This is a genomic window from Sphingomonas rosea (assembly GCF_039538065.1).
Lineage (GTDB): Bacteria > Pseudomonadota > Alphaproteobacteria > Sphingomonadales > Sphingomonadaceae > Sphingomicrobium > Sphingomicrobium rosea.
The window spans coordinates 342,440-365,253 of sequence record NZ_BAABBR010000001.1 but is presented as its reverse complement, the minus strand read 5'-3'; the positions used below and the strand labels follow the sequence as shown (position 1 = coordinate 365,253).

Here is a 22,814-nt window from a genome sequence, read left to right as displayed (position 1 = left end):
CGGCCAGCAAAGCGGGGAAATAAACCGAAGGGGTCAAGACCAACCTAGAATGAGCGGGTCCGCCAGTAGCTTCGCGTTTCCGACCGCGAAGAATGTGAAGGGAATCCGTCCTTGACCCAGTCTTCTTTTAGTCTTGCCCATCGTGCCCGCCGTCTTGCACTGCACTCGACCGCCGGTGCGCTTCTCGTGACGAGCACGATCGTTGCGGCACCCGCCGCGGCGCAGACCCCGCCGCCCTCGACCGTGGTCAGCGTCTGCTCGGGCGTCAGCCTCCCGCCGTAGGTGGTGACAGGGATCATGGATCCGGTGCCGACGGGCATCGTCAATCCGATCCAGGGCAATGTGAACCAGACCCTCTCGATCCTGCGCAATCCCTTGATCGGGCTGATCGGGCTGCCGTCCAATCTCTCGATCGACGTCAACGGCCTCCTCACCCAGGCCGCGAGCGGGAGCGACATCGGCCTCAACGTCATCGCCAAGGACGGGACGATCGTCGGCCCGAATGGCACCTGCAACGCCTCCGCGACCAGCTTCATGCTCGACACCCCCGCCGGCCTCGCCATCGGCGGCAACATGATCACCGGCCTCGGCGCGGCGGGACAGCAGGCGAGCGCGGGCGAGATCAACTCGATCGCCTTTGGCAACCGGGCCGTCACCAATGCCGCGGCGCTGCGCTCGATCGCGATCGGCCCCGATGCCGCCGTCGGCGCGGGCGGGACCGGCTCCGTCGCGATCGGCTCGCTGAGCGCGGTCAGCGTCGCCAACAGTGTCGCCCTCGGCGCCGGCTCGATCGCCGCGCGCGGCCCGCTCACCGGCTACACCGCGCCGCTCCTCACCGGCACCTTCAACTCGGTCGGCGAGATCAGCGTCGGCGCGCCCGGCGCGCTGCGCCAGATCACCAACATCGCGCCTGGCACGGCGGCCACCGATGCGGTCAATCTGCAGCAGCTCCAGGCGGTCGCGGCGGCCATTCCGCAGAATGCAGTCACCTACACCGACGCGACCCAGGCCACCGTCGCCTTGGGCGGCGCGGCTGGGACGACCATCACCAATGTCGCGCCGGGCGCGGTCACCGCGACCAGCACCGACGCGGTCAATGGCGCGCAGCTCTACGCGACCAACCAGCAAGTGGCGGCCAACACGACCGCGATCGCCAACCTCAGTGGTCAGGTGACGACCAACACGACCGCGATCGCCAATCTCAGCGGCGCGGTCACCAGCAACACCACCGCCATCACCAACCTCAGCGGGCAGGTCACCGCCAACACCACCGCCATCACCAACCTCCAGACCGCGGTGAGCGTGCTCACTGTCACCGGCGGAAGCCCGGTCCAGTATAGCGATCCCGGTTCGCCGACCGTGCCCAACGGCGGCATGCCGACCAACGACGTCACCATCGTCGGCGCGACCGCGGGCCCGGTCACCGTCCACAACGTTGCCGCCGGCTCCGTGTCGACGACCTCGACCGATGCGGTGAACGGGGCGCAGCTCAATGCCACCAACACGCAGGTCGCGCAGGCCCAGACCACCGCCACGACCGCCCTCGGCCTGGCCCAGAATTCGGTCCAGTACGACAATGCCCAGCGCAGCTCGGTGACGCTCAACAGCGGCGGCGGGGCAACCCGGCTCGGCAATGTCGCCAATGGGGTCGCGGCGAACGACGCGGTCAACCTGTCGCAACTCCAGAGCGCGCTCGGCAACAGCCTGACCAATGCGGTGTCGCTCGCGAACGCCTACACCGACTCGCGCTTCGGCGCGCTGCAGTTCGACCTTCGCGACGCGCGTCGCCAGGCCCGGGCGGGCACCGCCGCGGCGCTCGCGGCCGGCGCCATCCCGCAACCCAACGAGGCCGGCCGGACGATGATCGGCGCGGGCGTCGGCACCTATGCCGGCCGCTCGGCCTTCGCCTTCGGCGCGGCGCATGCGACCGAGGATGGCAAGGCGCTGTTCCGCGTCGGGATCACCTACGACAGCTCGTCCAAGGTCGGAGCCAACGCCGGCGCCGGCTTCCAGTTCTAGTCCCCACGAAGCCGGCGAGACGCTGCGGCCAGGCACCAGCCCGGCCGCAGCGTTTCGCTATTCCGTGTCCTAGACTGCGACCGGCGCCGCGATGTGCGGATGGGGATCGTAGCCGACGACCTCGAAATCCTCGAGCTCGTAGCCGAACAGGTCCTGCCCGCGGTCCTTGATCCGAAGCTGCGGGAGCGGGCGCTGCTCGCGCGTTAACTGCAGCCGCGCCTGCTCGAGGTGGTTCTGGTAGAGATGGACGTCGCCGCCGGTCCACACGAACGTGCCGGGCTCGAGCCCGCACTCGCGCGCGAGCATGTGGGTGAGGAGCGCATAGCTGGCGATGTTGAACGGCACGCCGAGGAACAGGTCGGCGCTCCGCTGATAGAGCTGGAGGTTAAGCTTGCCCGCCGCGACCTGCGTCTGGAACAGGCAGTGGCAGGGCGCGAGCGCCATCTGCGCCAGTTCGCCCGGGTTCCACGCGCTGACGATCTGCCGCCGGCTCGCCGGATCCTTGCGGATCAGCGCGACCAGCTCCTTGATCTGGTCGATGTGGCGCCCGTCCGCCGTCTCCCAGTCGCGCCACTGCTTGCCGTAGACGGGCCCGAGATCGCCCTGCTCGTCGGCCCATTCGTCCCAGATGCTGACCTTGCGCTCCTGCAGCCAGCGCACGTTGGTGTCGCCGTTGAGGAACCACAGCAATTCCACGATGATCGACCGGAGGTGGAGCTTCTTGGTCGTCACCAGCGGGAAGCCCTGGCCGAGATCGAACCGCATCTGCGCGCCGAACAGCGAAAGGGTGCCGGTGCCGGTGCGGTCGGCCTGCGGGACCCCCTCGGCAAGGACCCGGGCCATGAGCTCATGATAGGCGTGCATGGCGCTCACGCTAGCCGCCGGGCGGCGTTTCGCAAAGTGGAGCTTTTCCTCCCGCGACCACACCGAAACGGATACGTCTTCGCTGGCGGCGGCGGCGGCGGCATGGCCATATCGCCTCCATGCTTCAGCGTGCCGAATCTCCCTCCATCCTGGCCGGTTACGAAGCAGGCCGGTCATTTTTCGCACCCTGTTTCGCGGCGGCGCCGACGCTCGAACGATTGTGGGTCGCCCACGTCGACGACGAGGCGCGCTGCATCCACCTCGCCAGCTACGACAGCTCGCTCGACGCCGACGACCTGCCGATCCGCGACATCCTCGGCGACGCGATCCGCCTCGACAGCGCGGGCATCGTCCTCGCCCACAACCACCCCGGCGGCGACTGCGCTCCCTCCACCACCGACCGCGCCGCCACCACGGCGCTCGGGGTCGCGGCAGAAGCGATCGAACTCACCGTCCTCGATCACCTCGTCTTCGGCGACAGCGGCTGCGCGAGCTTCCGGCGGATGGGGCTGCTGTAGGGCCAAATTGCCCGCGCGACTTTCCACCTTCCGCCGCATTGCCTGCCGACGTTGCAGATGGTGGCGAAACCGATAGCCTCACCGAATGGTGCTCACCCTCCTGCTGACCGTCGTGGGTCCGGTCCTGACCCCATCGGCTTTGGTCGCCCAACCCGCAGAAAGGCTTGTCAGCCGCTATACCCGGCTTGTTCAGTGCCGTGAGTACAAGCAGTCGCCGAAGGACCAGGATTGGGCGTCTCAGCGCTGCGCCGGGCTTGGGCGAAACGCGGTTTGGGTGACCTGCATCGACTCCGCGACGTGCCATTATGGCTTCGGACCCCGCCCGCATGTCTCGGGCCCATTCGGAACAGGGCGCACGGTCGCCCCGGTCGAATGGCTTGGGCACTCGCTTCGCGGGAAGTTCGTGCCGCTCGCCGTCATCATCCGACTACCGGGCGCCGATCGCGATGGGCGGGGGCGCCTGGGACTGGTAGTTTTCCGGCTGCGGCGCGACGGAACCTCGTGCGTGGTCGGCGAAGCGTCCGGCAACGTCGACGCCCGGCGCGTCGCTGCTCGCTCGATGATCAGATTTCTCTGCCTTGCGGAGCCACAAACCTCTTAAACGGTCGCCGCTTCATCGTCCGGCGCTGGAGCAGCCTCTACGCCCGGTGCTAGGGCCATCAGCGAGACGCCGCGACCAAGGGTGCTTCGCAGGCGTCGGTGCCCGCGTGCTCAATTTTCCGGCCTCCTGAAACGAGTCGAAAAAGCGGTCGGCCGAGGTTAGGCTTTGTCGGTGATCAAGTCGATCTGACGATCTCGGGCAACGGCGGGTGAAGCGATGTTATTCGTTCAGTGGCTGAATACGCTGGACGACCTGCTGTACGAGCTGATGAGCTGGCTCGTCTTCTTTCCGATCACGCTGTGGCGGATCATTCGCCATCCGCTGAAGACGCTGCGCTATGCCGAAGCGCAGCTGGCGCTCGAGCCGGCCGAACAATATCGCGGCACCGTCAGTCCGCCGATCATGATGATCCTCGCCATCCTGATCAGTCAGGCGCTCGCACTGGCGATCGACGGGACCAACAGCATCGTCGCAAGCAAGCAGGGAATGGCGGGGCTGGTCGGAGACAACACGACCCTGCTGCTGCTGCGCATCTTCCTGTTCGGGATCTTCGCGGTCGCCGCGGCCTCGTGGAAGGTCCATCGCAGCGACACGGCGCTCGATCGCGACAGCCTGAAGCCGCCCTTCTACGCGCAATGCTATCTCGTCGCGCCGTTCGCGCTGCTCCTCGGGATGGGCACGGTCGGCGCGACGCATTATTATGGCGGCGTCCGGACCGCCGGCCTGCTCCTCGCGGCCGCGACCCTGGTCTCCTACGGCCTCGTGCAGACCCTCTGGCTCAAGGCCGAGCTCGGCCAGTCGCTCCTGCGCTCCTTCCTGGACGCCAGCATCATCATGATCATCAGCATCGCGGCCTTCCTCGCGGTCGCGTTTCTGTTCGTGAGCTGAAGGCGAGCGCATGGGCTACCGCGACCGACCGGAACCGAGCCTCGTCGACATCGACCAGCCCGACGGCCCGCACCGCCGGGACCGCGAATCTGAATCCGCCGACCTCGAGGACGCGAGACTGTTCGCGCGGATCGGCTATTATGCGGTGCCGGTGGCGATGATCCACGTCGGAATTCTCTACACCGTACTGTCCGGAGTCTTCCACCTCGAGCTGCCCCGCCTCACCACCAACAATCCGTTCTTCGTCTGGCTGTGGGTAAATGGCGCGTCGGTGGCGGTCGGGATCTGGTTCTGGAGGAGCGGCCGCATTCCGCTGCGCCGCGGGCTGTGGATCCGTGGCCGGACAGCACGGCTCTTGATCCTGTCCTGGCTCGGACTTTCCGTTATCTGGTTCGTCGCCCCGACGATGCTGCGCCGCCTGCTCAAGCTGCTCCCGGCTGCCGGCTGGTAGCATCGCGACCACGCCGCCGGTGGCCCTTCGCCGCCGCAGCGACTAGAGGGCGGCCATGCCGACGCTTCCCTCCGCACCTGCCTCGACCCGCGCGGAGACCGTGGCGACCCTCGCGCTCGCCTGGCCGCTCATCCTCTCGAATCTCGCCGGCAACGCGATCACCACCACCGACGTACTGATGCTCGGCCGGATCGGGCCCGAGGCGCTCGCGGCCGCCGCGCTCTCGGTCAATCTCTACAACCTGCTGCTGTTCACCGGTGTCGGCTTCTCGGTCGCCATCTCGCCGATGATCGCCGCCGCGCTCGGGCGCCGCAAGGGCGCCGCGCGCGACAGCCGCCGGACCTTCCGCATGGGGCTGTGGCTGGTCGGCATCTACGCTGTCGCCGGCACGCTCCTCCTGTCCTTCGCCGAGCCGATCTTCCTCGCGCTCGGCCAGGATCCCGCGCTCAGCCGCGACGCGGGCACCTTCATGGACGTGCTGCGCTGGGCGCTGCTGCCCGCGTTGCTGAGCTTCCTGATGCGCAACCTCCTCACCGCCTTCGGCCGCGCCTGGGTCAGCCTCGTCGTCGCGCTGGGCGGGATCGCGCTCAACGTCGTCCTCAACTACGGGCTGATCTTCGGCCATTACGGCCTGCCCGCGCTCGGCATGCGCGGCTCGGCCTGGGCGACGGTCATCACCAGTCTCGCCATGTTCGTGGCGCAGGCCGTCTCCCTCCGCTTCCTCCCGCGCCTCCGAATGATGCACCTGTTCGGTCGCTGGTGGCGGTTCGACTGGGTGCGCTTTCGCGAGCTCGCCAAGCTCGGAATCCCGATCGGCCTGACCTGGTCGTTCGAGGTCGGGGTCTTCTCCGCCGCGGTCTATCTCATGGGCCTGATCGATACGGTGAGCGTCGCCGCCCACGTCATCGCGCTCCAGCTTGCCGCCTTCATGTTCATGGTGCCCCTGGGGCTCAGCCAGGCCGCGACCGTCCGCGTCGGCTACGGCTTTGGCGCGGGTGATCCGCGCTGGGTGGCGCGCGCCGGCAAGGTCGCGATCGGCTGCGCGCTCGCCTTCTCGGTCGCCTCGGCCGCGATCATGTGGATCTTCCCCGCGCCGCTCGCGCGCCTGTTCCTCAACATGGACGCGCCCGAAAGCCCGGCCGTGCTGGCGACGGCGATCCAGTTCCTGCTCATCGCCGCGGTCTTCCAGCTCGCCGACGGGGCGCAGGTAATCGGCGCGGCGATCCTGCGCGGGATCCACGACACCCGCGTGCCGATGCTGTTCGCGGCCTTCGGCTATTGGGTGGTGGGGATTGGCGCGGGCACCCTGCTCGCGTTCAAGACGCCGCTTGCCGGGCGGGGAATCTGGATCGGGCTCGCGCTCGGCCTTGCCGTGGTCGCGGTGCTGATGCTGTGGCGCTGGTCACGCCGCGAGGCGCTCGGCCTCGTTGCGCCTCAGTCCTCGACCCAGACCGGGGTGCCGACCGCCGTCACCGCGTAGAGCCGCTCGGCGAAGGTCATGGGCAGGCGGATGCAGCCGTGGCTCGCGGGGTAGGGCGGGATCGGCCCGCCGTGGAGCGCGACCCCCCACTGATTGAGGCGCTGCATGAAGGGCATTGGCGCCGCGCTGTAGCGGTTGGAGCGGTGGAAGCGCTGCTTTTCCATGATCGGGAAGCGGCCGACCGGGCTCTCGTGGCCGGTCGAGCCCGACGAGATGGTCGTCACCGCCGCCAGCTCGCCCCCGCGGTAGAGCCAGGCGCGCTGCCGGCCGAGGCTGACGACGAGCTCCGCCGCGCCGGCCCTGGGCGCGGCCGGGTTCCATTTCCATTCGCCGGCCTTCAAGGGCAGCGTCCCGCCGAAGACCCGGGCTTCGGCCAACGCCGCCCGCTCGCTATGGCCCCAGCCGAACTTGGCCGGGGCGGGCGGGGCCTTGGGCGTTGGCGTCGCGCAACCGGCGAGAAGGCCCACGAGGCCAAGCGAAATCAGGAGTTTCCGAGCCATCGTCAGTGCCTTGCTCCGGGCTGAATGAACCGATCCTTGACGTTGCGACGGGCCCCAACCATATGCCCGTCATCGCTTGGCACTCTCGCTTCGGGAGTGCCAGCGACAGCATTTCAACCATAGCAACCATGAGGGGCTAGCACATGGCTTTCAGGCCGCTTCACGATCGAGTCCTCGTCCGCCGCGTCGAGGCCGAAGAGAAGACTGCGGGCGGGATCATCATTCCCGACACCGCCAAGGAAAAGCCGCAGGAAGGCGAAGTCATCGCCGTCGGCACCGGCGCCCGCAACGACCAGGGCACCGTCACCCCGCTCGAGGTCAAGGCCGGCGACCGCATCCTGTTCGGCAAGTGGTCGGGCACCGAGGTCAAGGTCGACGGTGAAGACCTCATCATCATGAAGGAAAGCGACATCCTCGGGATCGTCGGCTGACCTCCAGCGCCTCGCTGCACCGGCAGCGATGTGCGTGACTTTAGTGAACTTCCAAAACTGAAAGGGTAGCCAACATGGCAGCCAAGGACGTGAAATTCAGCCGTGACGCCCGCGAGCGTATCCTTCGCGGCGTCGACATCCTCGCCGACGCGGTCAAGGTGACGCTGGGCCCCAAGGGCCGCAACGTCGTCATCGACAAGAGCTTCGGCGCGCCGCGCATCACCAAGGACGGCGTCACCGTCGCTAAGGAGATCGAGCTCAAGGACAAGTTCGAGAACATGGGTGCGCAGATGCTGCGCGAAGTGGCCTCGAAGACCAACGATCTCGCCGGCGACGGCACCACCACCGCCACCGTGCTCGCCCAGGCGATCGTCCGCGAGGGCATGAAGTCGGTCGCGGCCGGCATGAACCCGATGGACCTGAAGCGTGGCATCGATCTCGCCGTCACCAAGGTCGTCGAGGACATCAAGGGCCGCTCGAAGCCCGTCGCCAACAGCCAGGAAGTCGCCCAGGTCGGCATCATCTCGGCCAACGGCGACCGTGAAGTCGGCGAGAAGATCGCCGAGGCCATGGACAAGGTCGGCAAGGAAGGTGTCATCACCGTCGAGGAGGCCAAGGGTCTCGAGTTCGAACTCGATGTCGTCGAAGGCATGCAGTTCGACCGCGGCTACCTGTCGCCCTACTTCATCACCAACCCCGAGAAGATGTCGGTCGAACTGAACGACCCCTACATCCTCATCCACGAGAAGAAGCTGTCGAACCTCCAGGCGATGCTTCCGATCCTCGAGGCGGTCGTGCAGTCGGGTCGTCCGCTGCTGATCATCGCCGAGGACATCGAAGGCGAAGCGCTGGCGACCCTCGTCGTCAACAAGCTGCGCGGCGGCCTCAAGGTCGCGGCCGTCAAGGCGCCGGGCTTCGGCGATCGCCGCAAGGCGATGCTCGAGGACATCGCGATCCTGACCGGCGGCGAGATGATCTCGGAGGATCTCGGCATCAAGCTCGAGAGCGTCACCGTGGGCATGCTCGGCACCGCCAAGCGCGTCACCATCGACAAGGACAACACCACCATCGTCGACGGTGCCGGCCAGAAGGACGGGATCGAGGGCCGCGTCGCCGCGATCCGCCAGCAGATCGAGATCACCACCAGCGACTACGACCGTGAGAAGCTCCAGGAGCGTCTCGCCAAGCTCGCCGGCGGTGTCGCCGTGATCAAGGTCGGCGGTTCGACCGAGGTCGAGGTCAAGGAGCGCAAGGATCGCGTCGACGACGCGCTGCACGCCACGCGCGCTGCGGTCGAAGAGGGCATCGTCCCCGGCGGTGGTACTGCACTCCTCTACGCCACCAAGGCGCTCGAGGGCCTCAAGGGCGAGAATGACGACCAGACCCGCGGCATCGATATCATCCGCAAGGCGCTCTACGCGCCGGTCCGCCAGATCGCGTCGAACGCCGGTCATGACGGTGCAGTGATCTCGGGCAAGCTGCTCGATGGCAACGACGTCAATCTCGGCTTCAACGCCCAGACCGACACCTACGAGAACCTGGTCGCGGCCGGCGTGATCGACCCGACCAAGGTCGTCCGCACCGCGCTTCAGGATGCGGCCTCGGTCGCCGGCCTGCTCATCACCACCGAAGCGGCGGTGAGCGAGCTTCCGGACGACAAGCCTGCGGCCGGCGGCATGCCGGGCGGCATGGGCGGCATGGGCGGCATGGACTTCTAAGTCCTTCCATTCGGTCAAACGACAGGGGAAGGGGTCGGGCGAAAGTCCGGCCCCTTCTTCTTTTTGGACCGGCGCAAACCATTCGTTAGTCGCTAGCTGTTAATCCCGCGCCCACGATGGTCGAGGGTGTCATGGGCTTTCTGTTTGTCATCTTCTGGCTGTGGGTGGTCATCGCCGGCTTCAAGTCGGTCGGACGCCGCCTGTTCGGCTTCGTGACGGGCGTCTGGGTCGATCGCGACGAGGGTGCGCGCGGCATCTACTACCAGACCCAGCTCTACCAGGGCCCGACGGTGGTCACCAACCAGCCCGGCACCGCGCTGATCGATGCGCCGGCCGACATCTGGAGCCCGGCCGAGCGCCGCTCCTTCGGCCGCAAGCTCGCCGCCATGCCCGCGGTCAGTGCGGACGCCGTGGTCGGCGAGATGCAGCGCGAACTGACCAAGCTCATCCGAAACGCCGGCGACGTCGACAAGAACCTCGCCAAGTGGCGCGGCGAACTCCATCGGATCGAAGCGGCGCAGGCGGACTGGCACGGGCGCGCGGCGCTGGCGGTCGACAAGGGCCGCGATGCGCTGGCCAAGGCGGCGCTCGCCGAAAAGGCCAAGCTCGATCCGCGCGCGGACGGGCTTCGCGCCGACATCGGCCGGATGGAAGAGCTCGGCCGCGGCTATGCCCGCGACATCGGTGCGCTCGAGGCCAAGCTCAGCGAGAGCATGCGCCGCAAGGTGCTGGCCGAAACCCGCCTCGAGGGCGCCGAGGACAGCGTCCGCGCCCGTGAACTGGTGTTCGGCGAGCGCACCGCATCGGCCTTCTCCGATCTCGAACATGTCGAGCGCGCGGCCGATCTGGCGGAGGGACACGCCGAAGCGCTGACGCTCGGCAGCAATCCGGGGCTCGCCGGGGAATTCGCCGCGCTCGAGAAGCAGGACGCGCTCGACCGTGAACTGGCGGCGCTGAAAGCCGAGCGACAGCGCCCGGCCGCATAAGAAAAGGGCCGCCCGGTCGCCCGGACGGCCCTTCCCGAAATTGTCAGAACCGACGCGGCTTACTTGCCGGCGACGTTGTCCTGGCCGTTGGCGACGTCAGCAGCCGCGTCCGAAACGGCATTGGCGCCGTTCGAGACCGAGTTGCCAGCCGCGTCGAGCGCGTTGTCAGCAGCGGCGCTGAGGTTGTCGGTCGCGTTCAGCGCCGAGTTGGTGTCAGCCGCAGCTTCGGTCTCGATGGTGTTCTCGGTCGAGACGTTGTTGTCCGGCGCATTGTCCTGGCAAGCAGCGAGGCCGAGGCCGAGGGTCGCGACGGCGACGAGAGCGATCTTCTTCATATCGGTTTCCATCCCTTTGTTTATCGAAGGCCGCTTCCCCTTGAGACGAAACGGCGCTTCAAAGCGACCCGCCCATTTTTGGGTCAAGCCAGCGCGCGGATTTAGGTGAGGCCGGGGCGCCGTGCAATCGGGAATTGCGACGAACCGATTTTGGGCATGCAAGCGCTTGTAGATATAAAGATATCTTTATATCCTTATGTCCGTGACAACATCCCTTGCCCTCGCCGAGCTGTTTCAGGCCGTTGCCGACCCGAGTCGGCTGCGCCTGCTTGTCTTGCTGCGCGAGATGGAATTGACCGTCGGCGAACTGGCGCAGGTGCTCGGGCAAAGTCAGCCGCGGGTCAGCCGCCATCTCAAGATTCTGTCCGACGCTCGGCTGATCGAACGGCGCAAGGAAGGGAGCTGGGTCTTCTTGCAGCCAGGTCCCGAGACGCTCGTCGATCCGTTGTTCGCGCTGATCGCTGCGGCGGGTGATGAGCCCGCGGAGCGCCAGTTCGAGGCCGATCGTGCGCGTCTCGCCGCCGTTCGCGCCGACCGGGCCGAAGCTGCTGCGCGCTATTTCGCGGCGCATGCCGCCGAATGGGACCAGATCCGCTCGCTCCATGTCGCCGACAGCGAGGTCGAAGCTGCGATCCGCGAGGCGCTTGGCGATGGGGCGATCGGGCAGTTGGTCGACATCGGGACCGGCACTGGCCGGATGATCGAATTGTTCGGGACGCATGCGCAGAAGAGCATCGGGATCGACCGCTCGACCGAGATGCTCCGCCTTGCCCGCGTGAAGCTCGAAAGTGCCGGCGTCCAGGCGGTCTCGCTGCGGCAGGGCGACATGTACGCGCTGCCGCTGCCCGACGGGGAGGCCGATGTCGTCCTCCTCCATCAGGTGCTGCATTATGCGCAGTCGCCCGCGGCGGCGATCCAAGAAGGCGCGCGCCTGCTTCGGCCGGGCGGACGGTTGCTGATCATCGATTTTGCGCCCCACGACCGCGAGGAACTGCGCGACACCGCGCAGCACGCTCGCCTCGGCTTTGCCGACGAGGCGGTGATCGGCTGGCTCCGTGACGTCGGGCTCGAGGCAAGGGTCGTCCGCCACCTCGAGGGCGGTGAATTGACGGTGACATTGTGGGCGGGCGTCCTGCCGGCGCGCCGGGGCACGGAAAGGAAGGCCGCATGAGCAACGCTGCTGTGAACTTGGTCCCGGTGCCGCCCACCGAGCCCGCGCCGCTCTTCGCCCATGCCCGCGGCGACATCGACGTCAGCTTCGAATTTTTTCCGCCCAAGTCGGAGGGGATGAACGAGACCCTGTGGCGCTCGATCCAGATGCTCGAGCCGCTTTGTCCGCGGTTCGTGTCGGTGACCTATGGCGCCGGGGGCACGACCCGCGAGCGGACGCACCAGACGGTCGCCCGGATCGCGAGCGAGACGAGCCTCGCACCCGCCGCGCACCTCACCTGCGTCGACGCCAGCCGGGGCGAGATCGACGACATCGCCCGAAGTTACTGGGACGCGGGCGTGCGGCATATCGTGGCGCTGCGCGGCGATCCGCCCGAGGAGGGCCGTGACTATCAGCCGCACCCGGATGGCTATGCCGACGCGGCGGCGCTGGTGGCGGGCCTGAAGAAGGTCGCACCGTTCGAGATTTCGGTCGCCTGCTATCCCGAGGTCCACCCGCAGGCGGACTGTCCGGAGAGCGATCTCGACAACCTCAAGCGCAAGGTCGATGCCGGCGCCGACCGCGCCATCAGCCAATTCTTCTTTTCAGCCGACAATTTCTTCCGCTTCCGCGACCGCGCCGCGGCCGCCGGGATCGATGCGGAGATCGTTCCGGGCATCCTGCCGGTCAGCAACGTCGCCCAGACCCGCAAGTTCGCCGGTCTCTGCGGAGCCGAGATTCCCGGCTGGATGGACGCGATGTTCGAGGGACTCGACGCGCTTCCTTCTGCGCGTCAGCTTATCGCCGCGACCATCGCCGCCGAACTGTGCGGGCAACTTTATGCAGGCGGCGTCCGCCACTTCCATTTCTACACCTTGAACAGGGCCGAACTCGCTTATGCCATCTGCCACCTGCTCGGCGTCCGTGCGCCGTGCGAAGCCGCGGCGGCGCTGAAGTGAGCGTGCGCGAAGAACTGGTCGCCGCGGCGTCGGAGCGGATCCTGATTATCGACGGGGCTTTCGGAACCGAGATCCAGAACCGCGGGCTCGCCGAAGCCGATTATGCCGGCGATCTTGGCCTCGGCCACGACCAGAAGGGCAATAACGACATCCTCGCGCTCACCCGCCCGGACGTGCCCGAAGCCATCCACCGTGCCTATTTCGAAGCCGGGGCCGACATCGCCGAGACCAACACCTTCTCGGCCAACCGCATCAGCCAGGCCGATTATGGCGCCGAGCATCTGGTGCGCGCCATCAATGTCGAGAGCGCCCGCATCGCCCGCCGCGTTGCCGACGAATATAGCGCGCGCGACGGTCGCCGCCGTTTCGTCGCCGGGGCACTCGGGCCGACCAACAAGACGCTGTCGCTGTCGCCCGACGTCAACGATCCCGGCTTTCGCGAGATCGACTTCGACTATCTGAAGGACGTCTACCGCGAGCAGATCGATGCGCTTGTCGAGGGTGGGGTCGACTTCATCCTGATCGAGACGATCTTCGACACGCTCAACGCCAAGGCGGGGATCAAGGCCGCGCTCGAGGCCGGGGAGGCGCTGGGCCGCGATCTTCCGATCATGCTGTCGATGACGATCACCGATCTGTCCGGCCGCAACCTCTCGGGTCATACGGTCGAGGCCTTCTGGCATGCCGTCCGCCACGCCCGCCCGGTGACCATCGGGCTCAACTGCTCGTTCGGTGCCGAGCAATTGCGTCCCCACGTCCGCACCCTCGCCGACAGCTGCGACGCGCTGGTGATGGTCTATCCCAACGCCGGGTTGCCGAACGACCTCGGTGCCTATGACGAGAAGCCCGAGACGACCGCGAGCCTGGTGGGCGAGTGGGCCAGGGGCGGGCAGGTCAATATCCTCGGCGGCTGCTGTGGGTCCACGCCCGACCATATCCGCGCCATCGCCGATTTCGTGCGCGACCTTCCCCCGCGCGCCCTCCCGCATGTGCCCGTGAAGACCCGTCTCGCCGGTCTCGAACCCATGGTGATCGCCGCGTGAATTCCGCTTCCTTCGGTTCGTCCTTCGTCAACATCGGCGAGCGGACCAATGTCACCGGCTCGGCCAAGTTCAAGAAGCTGATCCTCGCAGGCGACTATGACGCCGCGGTCGAGGTCGCGCGCGACCAGGTCGAGAACGGCGCGCAGGTGATCGACGTCAACATGGACGAGGCGCTGCTCGACGGCGAGCTCGCCATGACAACCTTCCTCAAGCGGATCGCCGCCGAGCCCGACATCGCCCGCGTGCCGGTCATGATCGACAGCTCCAAGTGGAGCGTGATCGAGGCCGGCCTCAAGTGCGTGTCGGGGAAGCCGATCGTCAATTCGATCAGCATGAAGGAAGGCGAGGAGCCGTTCCTCGCCCAGGCCCGTGCCTGCATGGCCTATGGCGCCGCGGTCGTGGTGATGGCCTTCGACGAGGTCGGTCAGGCCGACACCGCCGAGCGCAAGATCGAGATCTGCGAGCGCGCCTACGGGCTGCTCACCGGCATCGGCTTTCCGCCCGAAGACATCATCTTCGACCCCAACGTCTTCGCCGTCGCGACCGGGATCGAGGAACATAACCGCTACGCGATCGACTTCATCGAGGCGGTGGCCGAGATCCGCCGCCGCTGCCCGCACGTCCATTTCTCGGGCGGCCTGTCGAACCTGTCCTTCTCGTTCCGCGGCAACGAGCCGGTGCGCCGGGCGATGCACTCGGTGTTCCTGTACCACGCCATTCCCGCCGGCCTCGACATGGCGATCGTCAACGCCGGCCAGCTCGACGTCTATGACGCGATCGATCCCGAGCTTCGCGATGCCTGCGAGGACGTCATCTTCGACCGCCGTCCCGATGCGACCGAGCGGCTGATCGCGATCGCCGAGCGTTTCCGCGGGACCGACGCGCAGCAAGAGGTGCGCGAGGCCGCGTGGCGCAGCTGGCCGGTCCGCGAACGCCTCGCCCATGCGTTGGTCAAGGGCATCGACGCGCATGTCGTCGACGACACCGAGGAAGCGCGCCGCACGGTGAAGCGTCCGATCGAGGTGATCGAAGGACCGCTGATGGACGGCATGAACATTGTCGGCGACCTGTTCGGCTCGGGCAAGATGTTCCTGCCGCAGGTGGTGAAGTCAGCGCGCGTCATGAAGAAGGCGGTCGCCCACCTGCTGCCCTTCATCGAGGCCGAGAAGGTCGCTGGCGAGAGCGCCGGCAAGGGCAAGGTCGTGATGGCGACCGTCAAGGGCGACGTCCACGACATCGGCAAGAACATCGTCGGCGTGGTCCTCGCCTGCAACGGGTTCGAGGTAATCGACCTCGGCGTGATGACGCCCTGGCCCAAGATCCTCGAGGCGGCGAACGAGAATGGTGCCGACATGATCGGTCTGTCTGGCCTCATCACGCCGAGCCTCGACGAGATGGTGACCGTCGCCGAGGAGATGGAGCGGGCCGGCATGCAGCGGCCGCTCCTGATCGGCGGGGCGACCACCAGCCGGGCGCATACCGCGCTGCGCATCGCGCCCAAATATTCGGGGCCGGTGATCCATGTCCTCGACGCGAGCCGCGCGGTGGGGGTCGCCTCGGCGCTGGTCAGCGACGGCCCGCAGAAGGACGAGCTGATCGGCCGGACCGCGAGCGACTACCAGCAGCTTCGCGAGCAGCGCGAGGGTCGCGGGCAGAGCGACCTGTCGCCGCTCGGCGAAGCGCGCGCCAATCGCTTTGACGGCGATGCGGCCGGGCCGAGTCCCAAGCCATTGCGCCCCGGCCTCCACCGGTTCGACGCGTGGGACATCGCCGACCTCCGGCGCGTGATCGACTGGACGCCCTTCTTCCGCGCCTGGGAATTGCATGGCGTCTATCCCGCGATTCTCGACGATCCGATCGTCGGCAAGGAAGCGCGTTCGCTGTTCTACGATGCCGAGGCGATGCTCGACCGGATCATCGAGGAAGGCTGGCTGATCGCCAGGGGTGCGGTGGGGCTGTGGCCCGCGCACCGCGAAGGCGACGATGTCATCGCCGACGGCAAGCGGCTGCCGTTCCTTCGCCAGCAGGTCAGGAAGCGCGCGGGCCGCGCCAACATGTGCCTCGCCGATTTCATCGCCGAGGCGGACGACTGGATGGGCGGCTTTGCGGTCGCGATCCACGGGATCGAACCGCACCTCGCCCGCTTCCAGGCCGACAAGGACGATTACAGCGACATCCTTCTGAAGGCGCTGGCCGACCGGCTCGCGGAGGCCTTTGCCGAGCGGCTTCACCAGCATGTCCGCACCGAGCTGTGGGGCTATGCGCCCGACGAAAACCTGTCGAACGAGGATCTCATCCGCGAGACCTATCGCGGAATCCGACCCGCTCCGGGCTATCCCGCCTGTCCCGACCACAGCCTGAAGCCGATCCTGCTCGAGCTGCTCGGCGAGGGCGAACCGGCAGGGGTCAGGCTGACCGAGAGCTTCGCGATGCTGCCGGCTTCGGCGGTGTCGGGCTTCTATTTCGCCCATCCCGACAGCGCCTATTTCGGCGTTGCCCGGATCGGGCAGGACCAGCTCGAGGACTATGCGACACGTCGCGGGGTCGATGTCGAGACGGCGGGACGCTGGCTGCGGCCCAACCTCGACTAAAGCCGGTCGAGCCGCCGCTTCGCCAAAGCCGCGCAATCGCGTAGGAGCGGGGACAATGCATCGCCTGTTGCTGCTCCTCGCCCTGCTGTTCGCTTCTCCCGCCGCCGCGCAGCTCGGCACGGGCACGGCGCACATGAAGCCGATGCTGGTCGCCGAAGGGCCGGCCATTCCCGGCCGCGAGGTCGAGCTCGCGATCCTGATGACGCCCGAGGACGGGTGGCACGGCTATTGGGAAAACCCCGGCGACGCGGGCAAGCCGATGACCGTGCAATGGGAGCTGCCGGCCGGCGCGGCGGCGGGGCCGCTGCGCTACCCGGTCCCGACCCGGCTGACGATCGCCGGGCTGATGAACTATGTGTTCAAGGGTCCCTATGCGGTGCTCGCGCGGCTGAAGGTGCCGGCCGACGCGCAAGGCACGCTGCCGGTTCGCGCCGACCTCGATTATCTCGTCTGCACCGATCAATTGTGCGTGCCCGAGCGCGGCTCGGTCGCGCTGAACATTCCGGTGGCGAACGGCCCGCGGGACGATCGCTTCGATGCGTGGCGGGCAAAGCTCCCGCAGCCGCTCGGGGCGCAGGCACGCTATGCGGTCGACGGGAGCACGCTCCGCCTCGGCATTCCGCTTCCGGCGTCGGTCACGGTGGGAACGCCTTATGCTTTCCCGCTCACCGACGACGTCATCCGTTATGCCGAACCACAGCGCTTCTTCCGCCAGGGTGACCTGCTGGTCGCCGAGCTTCCGTTAAAGGACGCGGCCAAGGGAAGGATGGCGGCGGTGGTCGATCTCGGCACCGGCCGAGCGCTTCGGGTCGACGGCGTCCCGGGCCCGGTGCCGAGTGGCGGCCGCGAGATCGGCGGCGAGAGCCAGAGCAGTTTACTTCTGCTGGCCTTGCTCGGAGCGGTGCTCGGCGGATTGATCCTCAACCTCATGCCTTGCGTCTTCCCGATCCTGGCGCTGAAGGCGCTGGCGCTTGCGCGGGCTGGCGGGGAGGAGCGGCACGCCCGGCTCGACGCACTCGGCTATACCGCGGGGGCGATTGTGGGGACGGGCGCGCTCGGCGCGGTGCTGCTGGCGCTTCGGGCCGGCGGGAGCGCGGCGGGCTGGGCGTTCCAGCTGCAGGATCCGCGCACGGTGCTGATCCTCGTGCTGCTCGGCACCGCGATCACGCTGAACTTGCTCGGCCTGTTCAAGCTGCCGGTGCTCGGCGGCGACAGCAATCCGCGCGGCGGTTTCGCGACCGGCGCACTCGCGGCGTTCGTCGCGACGCCTTGCGCGGGGCCGTTCATGGGCGCGGCGCTGGGAACGGCGCTGGTGCTTCCGGCGGCTGGGGCGCTGCTGGTGTTCGCGGGGCTTGGTCTTGGCCTCGCCTTTCCCTTCCTGTTGCTCGCCTTCATCCCCGCGCTTCGTCGGCGGCTGCCGAAGCCGGGCGCCTGGATGCTCCGATTGCAGCGTATTCTCGCAGTGCCAATGGCGCTGTCGGCGGGCGCCGCGCTGTGGCTGCTTTGGCGCCAGGGCGGGGAGAGAGCACTGTGGGTCGGATTTGCCGCGGTCGTGGCGCTCGCGCTCGTTCTGCTGGTCGTCGGGCGGCTCCAGAACCGGGGACGGAGCGCCTGGCCCGTCGGTCTTGCGGGGGCGGCGGGTGCGCTGGCGCTCGCCGCGACCCTGCCACCCGCCGCGCCGGCCGGTGCCCGCGCGCTGGCGGGCGTGACCCCGTGGAGCGAGGCGCGGGTCGCCGAAGCACGCGCGGCCGGGCGGCCGGTGTTCGTCTATTTCACCGCCGACTGGTGCCTCACCTGCAAGGTCAATGAGGCCGGAGCGATCGATCGCGACAATGTCCGCGAGGCATTCAACAAGGCGAATGTCCTCGTGCTTGCCGCCGACTGGACCAACAGCGATCCCGCGATCACCCGTGCGCTCGAGGCGCAGGGGCGGGCGGGTGTGCCGCTCTACCTCTGGTATGGGCGCGGCGCGGCGCAGCCCGAAGAGCTGCCGCAGGTGCTGACGCCGGCGATGCTGACCGATCGGGCGCAGGCGAGCATTGTCGGAGCGCGTTCAACGGGCTAGCGCCTGCGGCGCATGACACCACCCGACCTGTCCGCCATCCGTGCCACCGCCGAGCGTATCCGCGGCGCGGTCGTCGAAACCCCCTTCCTGCAGAGCCGGACCCTGTCCGAGATCATCGGCGCGGAGACGTGGCTCAAGTTCGAGAATCTGCAGTTCACCGCTGCCTACAAGGAGCGCGGCGCGCTCAATAAACTGCTCCAGTTGACCGCCGAGGAGCGCGCCAGGGGCGTGATCGCGGCGAGTGCCGGCAATCATGCGCAGGCAGTGGCCTACCACGGGCGGCGCCTCGGCATCCCCGTGACAATTGTCATGCCGACCAACACGCCGCTGATGAAGGTCGCGCAGACCGAGGGCCATGGCGCGCGTGTCCTCCTCTTCGGTGAGCGGTTCGACGATGCCTATGCCAAGGCGCGCGAGCTCGAGGCCGAGGAGGGGCTGGTCTTCGTCCACCCGTTCGACGATCCCGACATCGTCGCGGGCACGGGCACCATTGCGCTGGAGATTCTGGCGGCGGTGCCCGACCTCGATACGCTCGTGGTCCCGATCGGCGGCGGCGGACTGATCAGCGGGATCGCGATCGCCGCGCGTGCGCTCAAGCCGGGGATCGAGATCGTCGGGGTCGAGGCCGAGCTTTATCCTTCGATGAAGAACGTCGTCGAAGGCGGCTCGCAGAAGATCGGCGGCGACACGCTGGCCGAGGGCATTGCGGTCAAGGAGCCGGGCACGCTCACGCGGGCGATCATCAAGGAACATGTCGACCGGATCGAGCTCGTGTCCGAGCGGGATCTCGAGCATGCGGTGGCGCTGCTGGTGGGGATCGAGAAGACGGTGGTCGAAGGCGCGGGCGCGGCCGGACTGGCGCTGCTTCTCGCCCAGCCCGAGCAGTTCAAGGGTCGCAAGGTCGCGACGGTCCTGTGCGGCGGCAACATCGATACCCATCTTCTCGCCAACGTGCTGATCCGCGAGCTTGTTCGCTGCGGGCGAATCGCCAGGCTCCGGATCGGGGCGCAGGACCAGCCGGGCGCGCTTGCCTCGATCACCGCCTGCTTCCACGCGGGCGGGGTCAACATCATCGAGGTCAATCACCAGCGCATCTTCTCGAAGCTGCCGGCCAAGGACACGGTAATCGAGGTCGAGTGCGAGGCGCGCGACGCGCAGGCGATCGATGCGTTGGTCGAGCGGCTCGAAGGCAAGGGCTTCGTCGTCGAGCGCGCCGAACTCGACTAGGCCGCGCCCTCGCGTTCGCAGGCAGCGATCCGGAGCAGCATCGCGCCGGTCGCGAGGAAGCTGATCGCGAGGATCCACGAGAAGCTCGCGACGAGATCGCTGGTGGTGCCGAATAGCGCGACGATGATGCTCGCCAGTGGCAGGCCGAGGATCAGGATGGCGCCGAGCGCAAGATCGGTCGCGGCGGCAATTCCCGTCCAGCGGCGCACGGGAGACCCGGCCGCCCCATAGGTGGCGATCCCTAGCGCCAGCGCGCGCAGGAGCAGCCAGCCCGTGACCACCGTGATGTTGGGGAGGAAGCGGGTCTCGTCACGGGCGATGAACATCAGGCCGGCCGCCATGGTCGCGAGCCCCGCGGCCAGGGAGGGCAGGCGGGCGATTTGTCGCCCGGTCGCGGCGATGATCTCGCAAAGACCCGCAAGGAGCAGCAACTCGCCGACGACCAGCGCGCCGCTCGATCGGCCCACCTCCGGGAGCAGCAGGGCACCTGCGCCGAGGGCGAGGATGAGCCAGCCACAGAGGGCGCTGGTCCGGGCTCGGCGCTGGTCGGGAGTTGAGGTCATCTCACTTCCGTAACAGGAAAGCGGGCCGAGGGGTTCCCCTCCGCCCCGTTATGCGCGCGTCGGCGAGCAATCGGATTTTCCGCTCGTGATGGCGAAGATTGTTTGTTTGGGTCGATGAGTGGGCGCAGCTAGGGCAAGATTCGAAATTCCATTCGAGGAGGCTTTAAACATGGACGCAAAGACCGGCGATCTCAGCGGCGGCTGCCCATATAATCACGAGAGCAAGTCGCGGTCGCTGCTTGGTCGGCAGAACAAGGACTGGTGGCCCGAGTCGCTGCCGGTCGATGTCCTGACCCAGGGCGGCCTGTCACCCGACCCGATGGGGTCGGACTTCGACTATGCCGAGGCCTTCAACGCGCTCGACTATCAGGCGCTCAAGAACGATCTCACCGCGCTGATGACCGACAGCAAGCCGTGGTGGCCGGCGGACTATGGCCATTATGGCCCCTTCATGATCCGCATGGCGTGGCACGCGGCCGGCACCTACCGCACCGCCGACGGCCGCGGCGGCTCGAACAGCGGCCAGCAGCGCTTCGCGCCGCTCAACAGCTGGCCGGATAATGGCAATCTCGACAAGGCCCGCCGCCTGCTGTGGCCGATCAAGCAGAAGTACGGCAAGAACATCAGCTGGGCCGACCTCTTCATCCTCGCCGGCAACGTCGCGATCGAGAGCATGGGCGGGCCGGTGTTCGGCTTCGGCGGCGGTCGCCGCGACGTGTTCGAGCCCGAGCGGGACATCTACTGGGGTCAGGAAGAGAATTGGGTGCAGGGCGACGAAACCCGCATCCAGCCCGACCGCGAGATGGACCTCGAGAACCCGCTGGCGGCGATCCAGATGGGTCTCATCTACGTCAACCCGGAAGGTCCGGGCGGGAACCCCGATCCGCTCCAGTCGGCGCGCGACATCAAGATCACCTTCGAGCGCATGGCGATGAACCATGAGGAAACCGTCGCGCTGACCGCCGGCGGCCACACCTTCGGCAAGGCGCATGGCGCGGGCGATCCGAGCCATGTCGGCGATGCGCCGGAAGGCGCGGACATCGCGATGATGGGCCTAGGCTGGACCTCGACCCACGAGAGCGGGATGGGCGAGCACACGATCACCAGCGGCATCGAGGGCGCGTGGGTGAACACCCCGACCGAGTGGAGCGAGAACTATTTCCGCCTGCTCCTCGACTATGAGTACGAGCTGGTCCGCTCGCCCGCCGGCGCGCAGCAGTGGCAGCCGATCAATCAGAAGCCCGAGGACATGGCCCCGGCCGCGCACGATCCGTCGATCCGCGTCCCGACCATGATGACCACCGCCGACATGGCGCTCAAGGTCGATCCGGAGTTCCGCAAGATCAGCGAGAAGTTCCGCAACGACCATGAGGCGTTCAAGGACGCGTTCGCGCGCGCCTGGTTCAAGCTGTGCCACCGCGACATGGGTCCGAAGATCCGGTACCTCGGGCCGGAAGTCCCGGCAGAAGACCTCATCTGGCAGGATCCGATCCCCGAAGGCACCAAGCCGTCGGACGCCGACATCGCCGCGTTCAAGGATAAGATCCTCGGCGCCGGCTTCTCGGTCGGGCAGCTGGTCAAGGCGGCCTGGGCCTCGGCGTCGACCTATCGCCGCAGCGACCACCGCGGCGGGGCCAACGGTGCCCGAATCCGTCTCGAGCCACAGCGCGGCTGGACGGTGAACGAGCCCGAGGAACTCGGCGCGATCCTCGCCAAGATCGAGGAGCTTCGCGGCAATCTGTCGGTGGCCGATGCGATCGTGCTCGCGGGCACGGCGGCGGTCGAGAAGGCGGCGCGCGACGCCGGCTTCGACGTCACCGTACCGTTCGAGGGCGGCCGCGGCGATGCCAGCCAGGAGCAGACCGATGCGGACAGCTTCGACGTGCTCGAGCCGATGGCGGACGCGTTCCGCAACTACCTCAAGACCAAGCACAGTGTGCGCACCGAGGAGCTGATGATCGACCGGGCGGCCCTGCTCGGCCTGTCGGTGCCCGAGATGACGGTGCTGGTCGGCGGCCTGCGGGTGCTCGGCGCGACCTTCCAGAACCGCAAGGAAGGCGTCTTCACCAACCGCGTCGGGCAGCTCACCAACGACTTCTTCGTCAACCTGCTCGACAACGAAACCTTCTGGGAGGTCGTCGACACCAGCGCTGACGAAGAGTTCATCGGCTACACCCGCGGTGGCCGTCAGGAGAAGTGGCGCGCAACCCGTACCGACCTCATCTTCGGGTCGAACAGCCAGCTGCGCGCGACGGCCGAGGTCTATGCCGAGAAGGGCAACGAAGAGCTCTTCGTCCGCCACTTCGTCGCGGCCTGGACCAAGGTGATGAATGCGGACCGTTTCGACCTGCTGCCGACCCGCAAGGTCTCGGCCGATCAGGCTGGCGACGGGACCAACCGCGGCGTCTGATCCGCGGATTCAATG

The 22,814-nt window shown here is 67.6% G+C and carries 20 protein-coding genes; 16 read left to right on the top strand and 4 right to left on the bottom strand.

Annotated elements, in window-relative coordinates; genetic code table 11:
- Positions 1-282: 282 nt before the first annotated feature.
- Positions 283-2,019, top strand: coding sequence for a YadA family autotransporter adhesin (locus ABD693_RS01880; RefSeq protein ID WP_344695264.1), 1,737 nt, complete (start codon positions 283-285; stop codon positions 2,017-2,019).
- A 69-nt stretch (positions 2,020-2,088) separates the two neighbouring features.
- Here ABD693_RS01880 and ABD693_RS01875 read toward each other — a convergent pair whose 3' ends face one another.
- Positions 2,089-2,883 (bottom strand): thymidylate synthase, encoded by a 795-nt coding sequence (locus ABD693_RS01875; protein WP_344695263.1) that lies wholly within the window; start codon positions 2,881-2,883, stop codon positions 2,089-2,091.
- Positions 2,884-3,002: 119 nt separating this feature from the next.
- Here ABD693_RS01875 and ABD693_RS01870 point away from each other — a divergent pair, with 119 nt between their 5' ends.
- The 5 genes from ABD693_RS01870 (at position 3,003) to ABD693_RS01850 (ending at position 6,821) form a co-directional block, all read left to right on the top strand.
- Positions 3,003-3,401: a JAB domain-containing protein gene (locus tag ABD693_RS01870; RefSeq protein WP_344695262.1), complete on the top strand. Its 399-nt coding sequence runs from the start codon at positions 3,003-3,005 to the stop codon at positions 3,399-3,401.
- A gap of 85 nt (positions 3,402-3,486) precedes the next feature.
- Positions 3,487-4,002, top strand: a complete 516-nt coding sequence (locus ABD693_RS01865; RefSeq protein WP_344695261.1) for a hypothetical protein — start codon at positions 3,487-3,489, stop codon at positions 4,000-4,002.
- Between the two features lie 216 nt (positions 4,003-4,218).
- Positions 4,219-4,890 (top strand): hypothetical protein, encoded by a 672-nt coding sequence (locus ABD693_RS01860; RefSeq protein ID WP_344695260.1) that lies wholly within the window; start codon positions 4,219-4,221, stop codon positions 4,888-4,890.
- A 10-nt stretch (positions 4,891-4,900) separates the two neighbouring features.
- Positions 4,901-5,341, top strand: a complete 441-nt coding sequence (locus ABD693_RS01855) for a hypothetical protein (protein WP_344695258.1) — start codon at positions 4,901-4,903, stop codon at positions 5,339-5,341.
- A gap of 55 nt (positions 5,342-5,396) precedes the next feature.
- Positions 5,397-6,821: an MATE family efflux transporter gene (locus ABD693_RS01850; RefSeq protein WP_344695257.1), complete on the top strand. Its 1,425-nt coding sequence runs from the start codon at positions 5,397-5,399 to the stop codon at positions 6,819-6,821.
- Here ABD693_RS01850 and ABD693_RS01845 read toward each other — a convergent pair.
- The gene (locus tag ABD693_RS01845) at positions 6,776-7,321 is read right to left on the bottom strand and encodes a L,D-transpeptidase family protein (RefSeq protein WP_344695256.1); all 546 of its coding nucleotides are present in this window, start codon (positions 7,319-7,321) and stop codon (positions 6,776-6,778) included. The genes ABD693_RS01850 and ABD693_RS01845 overlap by 46 nt on opposite strands.
- 143 nt (positions 7,322-7,464) lie before the next feature.
- On the opposite strand from ABD693_RS01845, the gene groES reads away from it, so the two are divergent.
- The 3 genes from groES (at position 7,465) to ABD693_RS01830 (ending at position 10,456) form a co-directional block, all read left to right on the top strand.
- Positions 7,465-7,752, top strand: coding sequence for a co-chaperone GroES (groES, locus tag ABD693_RS01840; protein ID WP_344695255.1), 288 nt, complete (start codon positions 7,465-7,467; stop codon positions 7,750-7,752).
- Positions 7,753-7,826: 74 nt separating this feature from the next.
- The gene (groL, locus tag ABD693_RS01835) at positions 7,827-9,470 is read left to right on the top strand and encodes a chaperonin GroEL (RefSeq protein WP_344695254.1); all 1,644 of its coding nucleotides are present in this window, start codon (positions 7,827-7,829) and stop codon (positions 9,468-9,470) included.
- Between the two features lie 131 nt (positions 9,471-9,601).
- Positions 9,602-10,456 carry a PspA/IM30 family protein gene (locus ABD693_RS01830; RefSeq protein WP_344695253.1) on the top strand — a complete coding sequence of 285 codons (855 nt, stop codon included), beginning with the start codon at positions 9,602-9,604 and terminating at the stop codon, positions 10,454-10,456.
- 59 nt (positions 10,457-10,515) lie between these two features.
- Here the strand turns inward: ABD693_RS01830 and ABD693_RS01825 are convergent, their stop codons facing one another.
- A complete protein-coding gene (locus tag ABD693_RS01825) occupies positions 10,516-10,791 on the bottom strand; it encodes a circumsporozoite protein (RefSeq protein ID WP_344695252.1) in 276 nt (91 codons plus the stop codon).
- 202 nt (positions 10,792-10,993) lie between these two features.
- Between ABD693_RS01825 and ABD693_RS01820 the strand changes: the two genes are divergently transcribed.
- From ABD693_RS01820 to ABD693_RS01795, 6 genes are read left to right on the top strand one after another with little or no spacing between them, the layout of a single operon-like run.
- Positions 10,994-11,962 (top strand): ArsR/SmtB family transcription factor, encoded by a 969-nt coding sequence (locus ABD693_RS01820; RefSeq protein ID WP_344695251.1) that lies wholly within the window; start codon positions 10,994-10,996, stop codon positions 11,960-11,962.
- On the top strand, positions 11,959-12,900 hold the full coding sequence (gene metF, locus ABD693_RS01815; protein WP_344695250.1) for a methylenetetrahydrofolate reductase [NAD(P)H]: 942 nt from the start codon (positions 11,959-11,961) through the stop codon (positions 12,898-12,900). The genes ABD693_RS01820 and metF overlap by 4 nt, the downstream gene beginning before the upstream one ends.
- Positions 12,897-13,943 carry a homocysteine S-methyltransferase family protein gene (locus ABD693_RS01810; protein WP_344695249.1) on the top strand — a complete coding sequence of 349 codons (1,047 nt, stop codon included), beginning with the start codon at positions 12,897-12,899 and terminating at the stop codon, positions 13,941-13,943. Before metF ends, ABD693_RS01810 begins: the two co-directional genes overlap by 4 nt.
- Positions 13,940-16,534 carry a methionine synthase gene (gene metH, locus ABD693_RS01805; protein ID WP_344695248.1) on the top strand — a complete coding sequence of 865 codons (2,595 nt, stop codon included), beginning with the start codon at positions 13,940-13,942 and terminating at the stop codon, positions 16,532-16,534. Before ABD693_RS01810 ends, metH begins: the two co-directional genes overlap by 4 nt.
- 55 nt (positions 16,535-16,589) lie before the next feature.
- Positions 16,590-18,599 carry a protein-disulfide reductase DsbD family protein gene (locus tag ABD693_RS01800; protein ID WP_344695247.1) on the top strand — a complete coding sequence of 670 codons (2,010 nt, stop codon included), beginning with the start codon at positions 16,590-16,592 and terminating at the stop codon, positions 18,597-18,599.
- 12 nt (positions 18,600-18,611) lie between these two features.
- On the top strand, positions 18,612-19,826 hold the full coding sequence (locus tag ABD693_RS01795) for a threonine ammonia-lyase (RefSeq protein ID WP_344695246.1): 1,215 nt from the start codon (positions 18,612-18,614) through the stop codon (positions 19,824-19,826).
- Here ABD693_RS01795 and ABD693_RS01790 read toward each other — a convergent pair.
- Positions 19,823-20,389 carry a hypothetical protein gene (locus ABD693_RS01790; RefSeq protein WP_344695245.1) on the bottom strand — a complete coding sequence of 189 codons (567 nt, stop codon included), beginning with the start codon at positions 20,387-20,389 and terminating at the stop codon, positions 19,823-19,825. The two genes, ABD693_RS01795 and ABD693_RS01790, sit on opposite strands and share 4 nt — an antisense overlap.
- Before the next feature lie 169 nt (positions 20,390-20,558).
- Here ABD693_RS01790 and katG point away from each other — a divergent pair, with 169 nt between their 5' ends.
- On the top strand, positions 20,559-22,799 hold the full coding sequence (katG, locus tag ABD693_RS01785) for a catalase/peroxidase HPI (protein WP_344695243.1): 2,241 nt from the start codon (positions 20,559-20,561) through the stop codon (positions 22,797-22,799).
- Positions 22,800-22,814 lie beyond the last annotated feature (15 nt).

Excerpts from the sequence above, each read along its gene's own strand:
- ABD693_RS01875 (WP_344695263.1), bottom strand. The coding sequence starts at position 2,883 with ATGCACGCCTATCATGAGCTCATGGCCCGGGTCCTTGCCGAGGGGGTC.
- ABD693_RS01870 (WP_344695262.1), top strand. The coding sequence starts at position 3,003 with ATGCTTCAGCGTGCCGAATCTCCCTCCATCCTGGCCGGTTACGAAGCA.
- ABD693_RS01865 (WP_344695261.1), top strand. The coding sequence starts at position 3,487 with ATGGTGCTCACCCTCCTGCTGACCGTCGTGGGTCCGGTCCTGACCCCA.
- ABD693_RS01860 (WP_344695260.1), top strand. The coding sequence starts at position 4,219 with ATGTTATTCGTTCAGTGGCTGAATACGCTGGACGACCTGCTGTACGAG.
- ABD693_RS01855 (WP_344695258.1), top strand. The coding sequence starts at position 4,901 with ATGGGCTACCGCGACCGACCGGAACCGAGCCTCGTCGACATCGACCAG.
- ABD693_RS01850 (WP_344695257.1), top strand. The coding sequence starts at position 5,397 with ATGCCGACGCTTCCCTCCGCACCTGCCTCGACCCGCGCGGAGACCGTG.
- ABD693_RS01845 (WP_344695256.1), bottom strand. The coding sequence starts at position 7,321 with ATGGCTCGGAAACTCCTGATTTCGCTTGGCCTCGTGGGCCTTCTCGCC.
- groES (WP_344695255.1), top strand. The coding sequence starts at position 7,465 with ATGGCTTTCAGGCCGCTTCACGATCGAGTCCTCGTCCGCCGCGTCGAG.
- groL (WP_344695254.1), top strand. The coding sequence starts at position 7,827 with ATGGCAGCCAAGGACGTGAAATTCAGCCGTGACGCCCGCGAGCGTATC.
- ABD693_RS01830 (WP_344695253.1), top strand. The coding sequence starts at position 9,602 with ATGGGCTTTCTGTTTGTCATCTTCTGGCTGTGGGTGGTCATCGCCGGC.
- ABD693_RS01825 (WP_344695252.1), bottom strand. The coding sequence starts at position 10,791 with ATGAAGAAGATCGCTCTCGTCGCCGTCGCGACCCTCGGCCTCGGCCTC.
- metF (WP_344695250.1), top strand. The coding sequence starts at position 11,959 with ATGAGCAACGCTGCTGTGAACTTGGTCCCGGTGCCGCCCACCGAGCCC.
- ABD693_RS01800 (WP_344695247.1), top strand. The coding sequence starts at position 16,590 with ATGCATCGCCTGTTGCTGCTCCTCGCCCTGCTGTTCGCTTCTCCCGCC.
- ABD693_RS01795 (WP_344695246.1), top strand. The coding sequence starts at position 18,612 with ATGACACCACCCGACCTGTCCGCCATCCGTGCCACCGCCGAGCGTATC.
- ABD693_RS01790 (WP_344695245.1), bottom strand. The coding sequence starts at position 20,389 with ATGACCTCAACTCCCGACCAGCGCCGAGCCCGGACCAGCGCCCTCTGT.
- katG (WP_344695243.1), top strand. The coding sequence starts at position 20,559 with ATGGACGCAAAGACCGGCGATCTCAGCGGCGGCTGCCCATATAATCAC.